The organism is Niallia sp. Sow4_A1 (genome assembly GCF_052116745.1).
Taxonomy (GTDB): domain Bacteria; phylum Bacillota; class Bacilli; order Bacillales; family Cytobacillaceae; genus Niallia; species Niallia hominis.
This window is the reverse complement of the sequence record NZ_JBQKKM010000007.1, coordinates 1-11,747: the sequence shown is the minus strand read 5'-3', so window position 1 is coordinate 11,747 and position 11,747 is coordinate 1. Positions and strand designations below refer to the sequence as shown.

The 11,747-nt window shown below is 31.9% G+C and carries 13 protein-coding genes; 9 read left to right on the top strand and 4 right to left on the bottom strand.

Annotated features, from left to right (window positions below; all coding sequences use genetic code 11):
- The first annotated feature begins 1 nt into the window (after position 1).
- Genes ACTQ5K_RS05565 through ACTQ5K_RS05555 form a run of 3 tightly spaced genes read left to right on the top strand, consistent with a single transcriptional unit; the run spans position 2 to position 3,281 of the window.
- Positions 2-2,074: a peptidoglycan DD-metalloendopeptidase family protein gene (locus ACTQ5K_RS05565; protein WP_226793379.1), complete on the top strand. Its 2,073-nt coding sequence runs from the start codon at positions 2-4 to the stop codon at positions 2,072-2,074.
- A 17-nt stretch (positions 2,075-2,091) separates the two neighbouring features.
- Positions 2,092-2,637 (top strand): hypothetical protein, encoded by a 546-nt coding sequence (locus ACTQ5K_RS05560; RefSeq protein ID WP_152112361.1) that lies wholly within the window; start codon positions 2,092-2,094, stop codon positions 2,635-2,637.
- Positions 2,634-3,281, top strand: coding sequence for a hypothetical protein (locus ACTQ5K_RS05555; RefSeq protein WP_152112360.1), 648 nt, complete (start codon positions 2,634-2,636; stop codon positions 3,279-3,281). The genes ACTQ5K_RS05560 and ACTQ5K_RS05555 overlap by 4 nt, the downstream gene beginning before the upstream one ends.
- On the opposite strand, the gene ACTQ5K_RS05550 is transcribed toward ACTQ5K_RS05555, so the two are convergent.
- Together ACTQ5K_RS05550 and ACTQ5K_RS05545 are read right to left on the bottom strand one after the other, a co-directional pair.
- Positions 3,282-4,028, bottom strand: a complete 747-nt coding sequence (locus ACTQ5K_RS05550; RefSeq protein ID WP_152112359.1) for a hypothetical protein — start codon at positions 4,026-4,028, stop codon at positions 3,282-3,284. It abuts the gene before it with no gap.
- Positions 4,021-5,202, bottom strand: coding sequence for a hypothetical protein (locus tag ACTQ5K_RS05545; protein ID WP_152112358.1), 1,182 nt, complete (start codon positions 5,200-5,202; stop codon positions 4,021-4,023). Before ACTQ5K_RS05545 ends, ACTQ5K_RS05550 begins: the two co-directional genes overlap by 8 nt.
- Positions 5,203-5,525: 323 nt before the next feature.
- Here ACTQ5K_RS05545 and ACTQ5K_RS05540 point away from each other — a divergent pair, with 323 nt between their 5' ends.
- The 4 genes from ACTQ5K_RS05540 to ACTQ5K_RS05525 all read left to right on the top strand — a co-directional run bounded on the left by ACTQ5K_RS05540 (position 5,526) and on the right by ACTQ5K_RS05525 (position 8,507).
- Positions 5,526-6,386, top strand: a complete 861-nt coding sequence (locus ACTQ5K_RS05540) for an ATP-dependent DNA ligase (RefSeq protein ID WP_152112357.1) — start codon at positions 5,526-5,528, stop codon at positions 6,384-6,386.
- A gap of 134 nt (positions 6,387-6,520) precedes the next feature.
- On the top strand, positions 6,521-6,673 hold the full coding sequence (locus ACTQ5K_RS05535; protein ID WP_162837595.1) for a hypothetical protein: 153 nt from the start codon (positions 6,521-6,523) through the stop codon (positions 6,671-6,673).
- Between the two features lie 339 nt (positions 6,674-7,012).
- Positions 7,013-7,234: a hypothetical protein gene (locus tag ACTQ5K_RS05530; RefSeq protein WP_016204233.1), complete on the top strand. Its 222-nt coding sequence runs from the start codon at positions 7,013-7,015 to the stop codon at positions 7,232-7,234.
- Positions 7,235-7,244: 10 nt separating this feature from the next.
- A complete protein-coding gene (locus ACTQ5K_RS05525) occupies positions 7,245-8,507 on the top strand; it encodes a Y-family DNA polymerase (protein ID WP_441993776.1) in 1,263 nt (420 codons plus the stop codon).
- 20 nt (positions 8,508-8,527) lie between these two features.
- On the opposite strand, the gene ACTQ5K_RS05520 is transcribed toward ACTQ5K_RS05525, so the two are convergent.
- Complete coding sequence (locus ACTQ5K_RS05520) at positions 8,528-9,175, bottom strand: hypothetical protein (protein WP_144545507.1); 648 nt, start codon at positions 9,173-9,175, stop codon at positions 8,528-8,530.
- 64 nt (positions 9,176-9,239) lie between these two features.
- Positions 9,240-10,211 carry a DNA adenine methylase gene (locus tag ACTQ5K_RS05515; RefSeq protein WP_144545505.1) on the bottom strand — a complete coding sequence of 324 codons (972 nt, stop codon included), beginning with the start codon at positions 10,209-10,211 and terminating at the stop codon, positions 9,240-9,242.
- A 91-nt stretch (positions 10,212-10,302) separates the two neighbouring features.
- Between ACTQ5K_RS05515 and ACTQ5K_RS05510 the strand changes: the two genes are divergently transcribed.
- Together ACTQ5K_RS05510 and ACTQ5K_RS05505 are read left to right on the top strand one after the other, a co-directional pair.
- Complete coding sequence (locus ACTQ5K_RS05510) at positions 10,303-10,548, top strand: helix-turn-helix domain-containing protein (protein WP_144545503.1); 246 nt, start codon at positions 10,303-10,305, stop codon at positions 10,546-10,548.
- A gap of 797 nt (positions 10,549-11,345) precedes the next feature.
- Positions 11,346-11,585 (top strand): hypothetical protein, encoded by a 240-nt coding sequence (locus ACTQ5K_RS05505; protein WP_144545501.1) that lies wholly within the window; start codon positions 11,346-11,348, stop codon positions 11,583-11,585.
- The last annotated feature ends 162 nt before the right edge of the window (positions 11,586-11,747 follow it).

The following is an 11,747-nucleotide window of genomic DNA, read 5'->3' as shown; positions in this document are numbered from 1 at the left end:
GATGAGTGATAACAAAAATACTCAAGAAACCTTAAATGAAAAATTAGTAAATGGAATGAAGGGATTAGGTAGATTACTATCTAAACCCTTCAGTAAAAAATTTAAACAAAAAGCTGCTGCGGTTGCAAAAAAAGCCATAAAAGTTGCAGCCAAAGTAATATTAAAAGTACTAAAACAGATTTTTGCTTGGTTAATTGGTACAGTAGGTATTCCTGGTATCTTAATAACTTTAGGAATAATAATTGTAACTGTTATCATCTCTGTTGCATTATCCTTTTTTTGGACTTCAGATGATAATTTAAGTGGTGATGATGCAAAAATTCAAGCGTATATTAAGGAACAATCCGAATCTACTGTGAATATGGATAGTGATTTAGAAAGACCTTATCGTGTACCAGAAGGGTTAATATCCTCAACTATAATGTTAGATTTTTTTGAGCAAAAAGATTACAGTCTTTCCCAAACGAAAAAAATTATTAGAAACATGGCTACTAAACTCGCTCCTGAATTTGAGTATGGTCAATATGATGAATGGAAAGAAAAGCAAGTGACTGTTTGTGAGGAAGGTAAAGAATGTAATGTTGGGAAAGTTCAACATACAAAAAACATGGTAACCAAATTAAATTCTGTAGAATATTGGAATGGTTCAACTATATTCACCTATAAACCCAAAGTCACAGCGTGGAAATCAAATACAGTCATTACCCACAAAACCATAAAAGAAAATAAAAAAGTTGACTATTGGAAAGCGTTAGAAGTCCCTATGTATCTTGTAGATAGGTCAGATCCTTACTTTCCATTTTATAATTCAAACAGCAAAACGTGGAAATCACTACTAGCAGAAGAAACCAGACAGAAAAAAAATAAGATTAACACTTCAGGTTATGTTAAAGTGTACCTTTTAAAAACTAAGACAGTTAAAGTTGAAAGAATTGTAGAAGTAAAAACTACAACTAAAACTAGACAGCAATATTTTGAATCTAGTAAACAAGTAAAACAAGATTATGCGAATTTTGATGCAATATTAAACTCAATGGGACTGGGCTTGGATGATAAGATGCTTATAGAAGCAAATTATAGCTTCCTTGAAGGAGATATAAATTATATAGATTGGTTGAAAGGGAATGGTGGCGTATATGGGTTTGATGATATCAGTTATGATGGTGACATAATTCCTGGAGCTGGGGTACCTCCGCAATACATGCCTATATACCTTGCTGCAGAAAAAAAGTATGGGGTACATTGGTATACACTAGCCGCTATTCATAGTAAGGAGACAGCCTTCAGTACAATAAAACCAATGCTTTCTTATGCAGGAGCTGTTGGTCACATGCAATTTCTTCCTGCAACTTGGGCAGGATGGAAATACAATATTGGAGGGGGAAGAGTTTCAAATACTACAAATTATACAGATTTGAATGTTATTAAAGCAGGTGGAGGATACGGAGTAGATGGTAATAATGATGGAAAGGCAGATCCATTTACTTTAGAAGATGCTATTTTCACCGCAGCAAATTATCTTTCAAAGAACGGCTACTCTACAGATAAGAGAAAATCAATTTATCAATATAACCATGCAGATTGGTATGTTAACGATGTACTAGCTAGGTCAGAAAAATTCAAAACAAGCGCTAGTTATAGCGGTGGATCTGATTCACCAGAACTAAATCCAGGAAGTTTTATTAGACCTACCACAGGAAAAGTTACTTCTGGATTTGGTGCAAGATGGGGTGCTACTCACTATGGTATAGATATTGGATTAGGTGGTAGATCAAACGTGAAAATATATGCTGCTGCAGATGGTGTCGTTCATAGATCCTATCTAAGTAGTTCATATGGGAATGTTGTTTACATTCAACATACAATAGGTGGTAAGAAATATGAAACTGTATATGCACATATGCAAAATAGAGCTGTTTCTGCCGGTACAAAAGTAAAACAAGGGCAGTTTTTAGGATATATGGGTAGTACTGGGAACGTCACCGGACCTCATTTGCATTTTGAAATCCATTCACCAGCATGGACTGCAAATAAAGCAAATGCTAAAAATCCCGCTTTATACATCAAATTTTAAGTTATAGGGGTGAGTATATGAAAGGTACTAGTAAACTACGTTTTTCTTTTCTAATTTTGTCGTTAGTAATAATTTTAAGTGGATGCTCTTCAAGTTCTAAAGCTAATATAAAAGTGACAGAAGATAATATAGACTACCTCATTGAATACGATGAATCGTTACAAACATTTATAACAGAAATGACTAGTATTTTAACAAATTTTAACAATTCTTTAGATGGACTATACACCCATGAGGTAAGTAATAGTCAATTTGCAACAATAATGAAAGAAACAATAAAAAAATCAAATGAACTAGTTTCCAACGTGGAGGCACTAGATGTTAATCCAGAACTTTTTGAGGCACACCAAAATCTTATTGTCTTAGTCAATCGTTCGCATCAATTATTACTTACAGCAATTGAAAGTGCCAATAATAGTAGTACAGATGAATCTAATACCATGGATAAGGACACATTAAGACAAGAATATATAGAAATTAAAAAGGAACAAGCAAATACTGCTAACCAATGGAAAATACTAAGAGAAGAGCTGGCAAGTGCAGCTATGGAAGAAGAAAAATGATGAAAAAACATTATATTTGGATTATCAGTATCTCAATAATCACAATCTGTATTGCGATATATATCAATGTTTCTTCCAGTCAAAAACTTACTCCAGTTGATTTAAAAGATATGCAAAACAATGTGGCTAAGGAAGTATCATTTAATAAAGAATATCAAAAAAAGACAATGGAGTGGGCAGAAAAAAATGCAAAAGGTGACATGGAGTTAGACTTAGGTTTTTATGAACCAAATGAACATAGTGACGTTTCTCCTCAGAGAAACGTCATCAACTACTTTATGACTGGGTTATTACAAGATAATATTGATTATTTTACTTCTGCATTTGATATTGAAGTTCTTTCACAGGATTTATTCCAATCAAAAGAAGAGGACAAAGAATTAGTGGTAAAGGAAATAATAAACAGAATTTCAAGAAACGGCAGTATTGAGGGATTAAAAATCAAAGAAGCGAAAGAAGGGATTGGTCCTAATTCTAATAGAGTATTATTAGAATTAAAATACTCAGACGGTCTTTCTAAAAGGATAGAAATTCGTATTTCTCCCTCGGAGTACGCTCACTCAGAGGAGCATCACCATTCCACATATTCTATTGTAACTTCCGCTTGGGAAATAGTTAAACAAATAGAAGGTACGGTAAAGTAATTATTCCGTACCTTTTGACATTGTTAGATAGGCTTTATCAATTTCTTCTTTTGCTTTTAACCATGTATCGAAAGTTTTTATATACTTATATGAAGAAGGTAAATTATTTTCCCTTGCAAATTCATCCCACTTTGTTTTAGTAGAATTGAGAAATTTGTATAAATACTCTGGTTTTAATGTAAGTATTATTAGTTCTTCTTTTGATAAATTAAAAACTTTTTTCTTTCCTACTATATCCAATATTTCATCGTACGTATAATGATTTCTAATTGTTTTATAAGTTGGTAATTTATTCTCAGAAGCATATATATCCCATTGAGAACGTGAAATAAAAAATTCATTATGTTCTTCAAGAATTTCTTTTATTTTTTGCTTTGTATACTTCGGAGTTCTTTCATTCTCTACTCCAATGGCATTTTTAAACGATGACCAATCTTTAAATACTGTTAAAATCTGACCAGGAGACGGAAGATCTAGTGTTTGATTAGCAGAGTAATCTTTCCACATTCTTATTGTTTTAGCGTGCTCTTTATGTTCCTTTCCGATTTGAATAAGGCTATTTCGATCATATTTTCCCTTTATCTCTGTTCCTAAAGCGATTCTAATTTCGTTCCAATCATTAAAGAACTTTCTTAATGAGTAATAGGATGGTAGGTTGTGCTTTGAAGCATATTCTTCCCACTTGCCTACCGTTGTTAAATGTTCTTTATGAGGAATTAACAATTCTATTAAAGTTTCTTTATTCATTATTCACTCCTAGTATTTTGGGAGAATCATTTATCATTTTAACTATATCTTCATTTGTTGCATTTAATTCTTTAAGGTCATTAGTAACTTCTTGAAATTTTTCGCTTGATATGTCTCTATATAAAAAATTTAAAAGATGTTGTTTTTGAGAAAAATACTTTTCTACCTTATCTTCTAAATAACTTCGATAATCATTTCTTTTGCCGAAAGAGCTAATGTAATGCTTAATGTCTTTTAAATCAAGATCCGGCATATAAAAAGACTTGATATCCAAAAAGTCTATATCCACTAAAAATTCATATTTAATTAATTCACTATTTACATTATACTCGGGATTTTTCTTCAAAGAAATGACCATTTTTTCTGGTCTATATTTCATGATATTAGAATCATCTTTTTTTTCTAACACAACATTTTTCACAGTAAATGGTACTGCTTTAATAGGAGTAGAATAGTTCCTCCTATATTCGATATCCATCTTTCTATTATATTTCAATAAAGGGTCAGGCATTAAGATATAGAGTGATCCATCATAGGTTTCTCCTAGCATGAAAACTGTATCACCAAACATGGGCAATCTATTTAACTGACTAATTGTATCCTCTATATAATAAGTAGTGCAGTATTTTTTTAATAAATCAGAAGGGGAAAGACGAGACTCTTCATACTTTAATTGCTCTTCCTTATATCTATCAGAATGTTCTCCAAAAGTCTCTTGATGCCAGTTTTCATATGACTCCTCTGCCTTTTCCTTTTTTGTTCGGAAACCCAATAAGTGAAGAATCTCATATCCTATAATCCACAAGACTGCCAATGGTGTCATAATAACTAATACAACGTATGCTAATAAATTTTGGCCTAACTTAGAAGATCCAATAATCATTAAAAATAAACTTAGAATTAAAGCTACTGCTAAGAAAAACATTATTACTATTGCTGCTCTTGATAAGAATAACATTATTGCGTACAACGTCGTTCCTGGTTCGCCCTCATATATCAAACCCAAATTATCAAAGAAATCAATAATTTTTAGCGATTCTAAAATTGGATAAGTAATATCCCATCTGTAAACTGCCAAAACAAAAATAATAAGTCCTAATAATCCAGCTAAACCTGTCTGTTTCCCCCTTCGGTATTGAACAAAACCGTTAAGGAATGTAAGTATCGTATTCATAACTGCCCTCTCCCTTTTTATGAACAAAACAATGACTACACCGCTTATAACTGAATTATAAATTATTACCAATGTTTAGTCAATGTTCTTCGCCACGATAAAACTGTAATCAAAATTAATACAATCATACATACTTCAAATGCATAAAATAGACGGGATGGTTATATATTAGTCTTAAAGCATGAATCACCACACTTAAGTCCTTCTAATAAACTGAAGGGCTTATCCTTGGTTATGTCACCACATTATTCCTCTTTTAACAATAACGTTCTATTTATCGACCAATCTGTCTCTGTTATGATATTAGAAGAGGTGAAAAATCTGTGTTAAACACTCCTTTAAAACCAATGTTATTACAACCATCTGAGGTTATATCAACTGATTCAAATTATATACATCAGTTGAAATTTGACGGACATAGAGCTTTATTCCATTACGATCATGGGAAAATCACTATCTACACCAGACATGGAAATGATGTTACATTAAAGTACATTGAATTACTTAATTTAAACTTGCCTGTCCAAACATGTATATTGGACGGAGAAGTGATTGTTCTTGATAAGAATGGTGAAATACCCAAACCAAATTTCGAATGCCTAATGGCACGATTTCAAGCGTCTCAAAGAGATAAAATTGTTTCTCTAGCGAAAGCTATCCCCGTACACTTCGTTGCATTTGATATTCTTTTCCTTAATGGAGTATCTACAATACATGATCCCCTAGAAAAGAGATTAGATATCTTAAGTTCGATTATTGATAATGACCATCTAATTTCAGCAGCTACCTCATTTAACGATGGACTAACCTTATTTAATAAAGTGAAGGAGCTAGGATTAGAAGGGATAGTAAGTAAAAAACTCTCATCTAAATATATATTAGATAGTCGAACCTTCGCTTTCCAAAAAATCAAAAATTACCAATTCTTAATAGGAAATATTTATGGATATAAAAAAAACTCTTTTGGATGGTTGATAAAAGAAGGGAACCAATCAAGAGGAATTGTGGAATTTGTCCCCAAAAAGGAAAGGGAAGCCTTTTATAAAATTTCAAAACAATTAATTATCGGAGAAGATAAGAACTTTGTATATTTAGACCCTCTTCTAAAGGGCGAAATTAAATATCAATGTTTAACTTCTAAAGGTTTTATGAGAAGTGCTAGCTTTCAAAAATTTATCATTTAACACCCTTTACACAATGTAAGGGGTTTTTGTTTGTCCTAATGAAAAAATGGTGTGATATAATGGTGATACAACTACATAGGTGCGGGTGGTATGCACTCTTTTCCTGTCTAAGAGGGAAAGGAGGTGACATACAAATGGATTTCGTATTGGACTTACTCAAAGATGTAGCAAAAATCTTTTTTACTACTCTTGCTGCAGGCTATGCAAATCGCTTTGCAAGCAAAAAGAAGAACAAACGAAAACCCGCCCCGCGCCGTAGGAAGCAAAAGGGTGGGTCTTCTAAATAACTATTTAGCATACCACTCGTAAGTAGTTGTCCAAGGAGTTGTAGCTCCTTGGTTTTTTTAGTTTAATTCTTATATATTATAATATACCCTTACTACAAAAATTTCAATCCGTTAGGATCTAAAATCACAGATAGATAATCCTCTAACATTCTCTATTCATCTTCAATTAAATTCTCCAATAACAGGTATTTTTATTTCACCTTCTTCTTCCATTTTCTCATTTCATCATATCAATTATTTGAAATTCGATAGTATAAATCACACATTCCAGTAAGAAAATAACATTGTAATCGAACATAAGTTCTTATATAATTTTTATATTAATTGGAGGAGATAGTAATGACTTATTCTTTTCTTGAAGAAGAAACAATTTATAATGCAATGGAAACTAATTCTTCGGTTTCTTTTTATGTTTTTGACCACCTAGCATTAGGCGAGACAATCATAACAGGGAAAACCATATTCATTGATTACAACAACAAGCATTTTCGATTAGTTAAAGATACAACAGAAGAAATTTTATATTTACCTTTTTCAATGATAAGTAAAATAACAAAATAGGTGATTGTTTATGTTCGACTACTCTCAGTTTCCTCATAAAAACATACTAGCCGTTGATATGAAGTCATTTTATGCATCAGTATCAGCTGTATTATTAGGTCTCGACCCTCTTACTTGTCACTTAGCTGTAGTAGGGAATATGGAGAGGGAGGGGAGTGTAGTACTTGCTGCCTCTCCTGCTATGAAAAGAGATTTTAAGATAAAAACGGGTTCTCGGAAGTTTGAAATTCCAAAAGATCCTCGTATTGTTGTAGTGGATCCATCGATGTCCTTATTTGTCCGCGTATCTACAGAAATTATTAAGTTATTTTATAGATATGTACCTCCTAATAAAGTACATGTTTACTCCATCGATGAAAGCTTTTTAGAACTTGGCCCTTCTGATAAATGGGGCACTCCAGAAGAAATAGCTAAACAAATTCAATATGATATTTACAGTGATTTCGGACTCCCCTGTACAGTAGGAATCGGTCCAAATATGCTTATGGCAAAACTGTGTCTAGATTTAGAAGCTAAAAAGGTGGATAGTGGTATTGCAACTTGGACTTTCAATGATGTACAAATGAAATTATGGCCAATATCACCATTAAGTGAAATGTGGGGGATTGGTAAGCGAACTGAAAAAACATTAAACAGTATGGGGATATTTTCTATAGGGCAACTTGCTAGATACGATTTAAAATTACTGGAAAATAAGTTTGGAATATTGGGAAACCAATTGTTTCATCATGCTTGGGGAATAGATTTATCCGAAATTGGTTCACCAATTATGGCTGGACAAGTCAGTTACGGTAAAAGTCAAATATTACTTCGGGATTACAAGGAAAGAAGAGAGATAGAAACTGTAGTATTAGAAATGTGCGAAGAGGTATGTAAAAGAGCAAGAAAAAATCATCATGCGGTTCGCTCTATAAGTTTTGGGTTAGGATATAGTCGAGATGAGTATGGTGGGGGATTTAATCGGTCAAGAACAATCGAAAATCCTACTAATGCAACCATGGATATATATAAGGTATGTTTGGATATTATGAGAGAAAATTATCGCGGACAAATTGTTAGACAAATATCTGTTAGTTTGTCCAAACTCGTAGATGATTACGAAGTGCAATTGGATCTTTTTGATACTAATAGTTGGAAAAAACGAAAAATAGGTTATGTAGTAGACGAATTAAGAAATAAATTTGGCCCCACCTCTTTACTAAGGGCAGTCTCCTATACTCCAGGAGGGACAGCTGTACACCGTTCCAAATTGGTTGGTGGGCATAGAGCCTAATCCCCCCTTAAAGGGGGATTTTATTTTATACCAAGACTCTCCAATGTCTCTCGTACATTTTCGGGGTATACTTCAATATACAATTCCTGTAATTTTTTTCTTAGTTTTCTGTAGATTAAAAATAGTACTAATGAAATAATAACTACTGGAATAGTTGTTAGAAAAGCATAGAGAGGATTAACTAAAATAAAGAATCCGTAACAATGAGAAGAAATGAGATTTATAATCCTATCGAAAGTATTTATCCGTCTTAAACTATTTTCAGTTTTGAAATACCTCTCTGCAGCTGTTAATTCACGGTTGGTTTTCCCTTTCCAAGACCATTGAGCCTTCTCGAATTCTATCCATTCCTCTTTTTCCACTTTCGTTTCCTTTGAAGAAGCAGAATTCCTAATATCGCTCTTTTTTTCTGAGTAGAAATGAGCATATGCTTTCTTAATTTCTTGTCGATAAATTTCCCCCTCGATTTCCTGCACCTTTTTATAAACACCAGTTAAGCGAGATATCAAGTATGCACCATAACTGAAAAACATTACAGCAAGGAATATAACTATCGTTTCATTAAAGTAATTTGGATATATGTATGTAATAGCATAGATAACTATAAAACTATATATAACATATGAGAGATATAAAAATAATCTTTCTTTACTAAACGGCCAACTCATTATAATTTACAATCCCCTTTCTTATCTACTATTATTATCGACGATTTTAAAATGTTCTTGATATTTAAACGGTGTAAGCTCTTGATACAGCTTTAACAGTTGGGTATAAATATAAGCTCTCCAGCCATTCATTATTGTCATAAGTTATAATTAAATCCGCACCATCAAAACCATGATATAAAGTATCTAATAAACAATTAAGTTTAATGTGATCCTCTTCTTTGTAATAACATCGATATAGTGAAGAGGCTTTATTGACATATGGGGGATCAATAAAAATAGTAGTTTGATCCCACCAATAACTCTCTTCAATCATTTCACAAGCATCCTGATTAGTTATCGTTACTTGGTCTGAAAAGGAATGTAATTTTTCTATTCGTCTTATTAGTTCATCTGGATTCCACCTAGAAGTTAATTGTTGCGGTGTACCTTTCTTTCCTCCCAGTGGATTAGCATTATATATTCCGGAATAAGCTAACCTGTTAACAATCAAAGTATTCCATGCTGCCTCAACGATGTTTATTTTGTCAAAGTCCTTCTTAATAGTAAGTTGTGCTTTGTAAAAATCCTCATGTGAAGGAGTATATGTTTTCAATCGTTCCGTTAAAGCAAATGGCATATTAAAAATTACCCAATAAAGGGCGTATACACCAAAATCCTTATCATTTATATGTAAGTGGTTAATAACGCCCGCTTCTAACAATGCGAATTCTACACTTCCACCACCTGTATATGGTGAAACAAAGTGATTCATTTTTTTCTTATCGAGTTGATTATATATGTAATTGACCATTTTACTCTTACCACCAGGATAACGTAAAGGTGAGAGTCTCTTTCTAAACTTAATAGTAGATGCAATGGATTCGTTTTTTCCAGAGGAATCTTCTAATATAAGTAAATACCTTCCTGTATCCTTTTGATTAACTAAAGTAAACCCATCACATTCCTCACACCAATATCCAGTTTTATCTTTATTAAAGGTAAGAGCCTCTACTTCATCATTATAACAATACTGACATTTAAAATTTTTTATCATAATCAAACTCCTTTAAAAAACTATATATGGTTGTATTATAACCATATACGGTTTAAAATGGTAGTAGAAACAGCATAGAAAGGATCTTTTTATGAAGAAAACAATTGATAATTTTATGACGGTTTCAGAAGCAGCTGAAAGGTGGGGTGTTCCTGCCGATACTATAAGAAACTATTTAAAACCATCAAATAAAAAAAAATGGCAAAAAACAGAAAAAATGATTGAACTCGGCTTGTTAAAATACCACCAAAGTAAATTTGATACCAAAAAAGAGTGGATACTTTCAAAGGACGCAATGGAAGTTTGGTTTGGTGTGGAAAAGAAGGATGCGGAGTAACATTCAAAATTAGAAAGAGGGAACAATTTGTGAGTTTTTTTAATAAGAGGTTAGGAACTGTAAGGCTATTAGTACATCTACCAATGGCATTTTTATCTATTTTCATTTATGTTTTCCTACTCACTTCTTTAATATTGGTTACAAACCTACTTGTAGGAAAAATTGTTAACATGTGCTCTATTCATTCTATTATTTATTTCATATGAATTTTATCTAAGAAAAACAAATAATTTTTATGTTTATCCTATTACTTCAAATGAATATGAGGAAATCAAAGATAGGCACTTAATACATTACACTAATTCCATATCTGATGAAGACTATCAGTATTTTTTACAAACAGGTAAAATTAGATTGAAAGCTAAAATTAGTGCCAAGACAAATTATGTAATGAAATTTAAAAATAAAAGAAAAAACTACATATGGTTTCATCAAGAGGAACAAAATATGGAGCCAAATTTCAATTCTTATTACTTTTCACATATGCATGAAAATTCACCTAGAAAGTATAAAGTTATTATTAGAGTTTCCGATCTTGAGAAGGAGAGAATGCTAGTTCGACCAAGTAACAATAACGTAATAATAATGAACGACTTAGAGGTTCCAGGAATCATTTATACAAAGTATAATTCATATAATACAAAATTCTACTTAAAAAAATGTTTAATGATAATAAAGTTATTTAAAAATATAGTTTCAAACCCTTATGACTACGTTATCCGTATCAGCCATATTCATAATAAAGTTGTTTAACAAATTGTATTCAAGAAGGAACTAGGAAAGGGGTTTAAATAATCATGGGAAAATTCAAAAATGAAGATTTAGTAATTATTATGGAAGGAAAATATAAAGATGTTATTGGTAAAGTGGTTGATAATGAAGCACCTTTAATGTGGGTTATGCTATCTACAACAAATGAAATCGCAAATGTTCATGAAAATCATATGGAGAAATTAAATCTTGTTATGAAGGAAGAAGATTTCAAGGAATACGAAAAACTTATTAAAGGATTGAATGTAGATATAAAGACAATCTAAGTTGCTGGTACAAGTCAGAAATTAAACGACTTTAATATCTATTTTTAATAACCTGAATTATTCATAGAAAATCATTAATTGGTTACAATCGTTATTCCAATAAGCTTTTTTGTTAAATGTTAATTCACTTGATAAATGAAAAAAGAATCCATTTCTGATAAG

Bases quoted from the DNA above. Each gene is read 5' to 3' on its own strand.
- ACTQ5K_RS05565 (WP_226793379.1), top strand. From the start codon at position 2: ATGAGTGATAACAAAAATACTCAAGAAACCTTAAATGAAAAATTAGTA.
- ACTQ5K_RS05560 (WP_152112361.1), top strand. From the start codon at position 2,092: ATGAAAGGTACTAGTAAACTACGTTTTTCTTTTCTAATTTTGTCGTTA.
- ACTQ5K_RS05555 (WP_152112360.1), top strand. From the start codon at position 2,634: ATGATGAAAAAACATTATATTTGGATTATCAGTATCTCAATAATCACA.
- ACTQ5K_RS05550 (WP_152112359.1), bottom strand. From the start codon at position 4,028: ATGAATAAAGAAACTTTAATAGAATTGTTAATTCCTCATAAAGAACAT.
- ACTQ5K_RS05545 (WP_152112358.1), bottom strand. From the start codon at position 5,202: ATGAATACGATACTTACATTCCTTAACGGTTTTGTTCAATACCGAAGG.
- ACTQ5K_RS05535 (WP_162837595.1), top strand. From the start codon at position 6,521: ATGGATTTCGTATTGGACTTACTCAAAGATGTAGCAAAAATCTTTTTT.
- ACTQ5K_RS05530 (WP_016204233.1), top strand. From the start codon at position 7,013: ATGACTTATTCTTTTCTTGAAGAAGAAACAATTTATAATGCAATGGAA.
- ACTQ5K_RS05525 (WP_441993776.1), top strand. From the start codon at position 7,245: ATGTTCGACTACTCTCAGTTTCCTCATAAAAACATACTAGCCGTTGAT.
- ACTQ5K_RS05520 (WP_144545507.1), bottom strand. From the start codon at position 9,175: ATGAGTTGGCCGTTTAGTAAAGAAAGATTATTTTTATATCTCTCATAT.
- ACTQ5K_RS05515 (WP_144545505.1), bottom strand. From the start codon at position 10,211: ATGATAAAAAATTTTAAATGTCAGTATTGTTATAATGATGAAGTAGAG.
- ACTQ5K_RS05510 (WP_144545503.1), top strand. From the start codon at position 10,303: ATGAAGAAAACAATTGATAATTTTATGACGGTTTCAGAAGCAGCTGAA.
- ACTQ5K_RS05505 (WP_144545501.1), top strand. From the start codon at position 11,346: ATGGGAAAATTCAAAAATGAAGATTTAGTAATTATTATGGAAGGAAAA.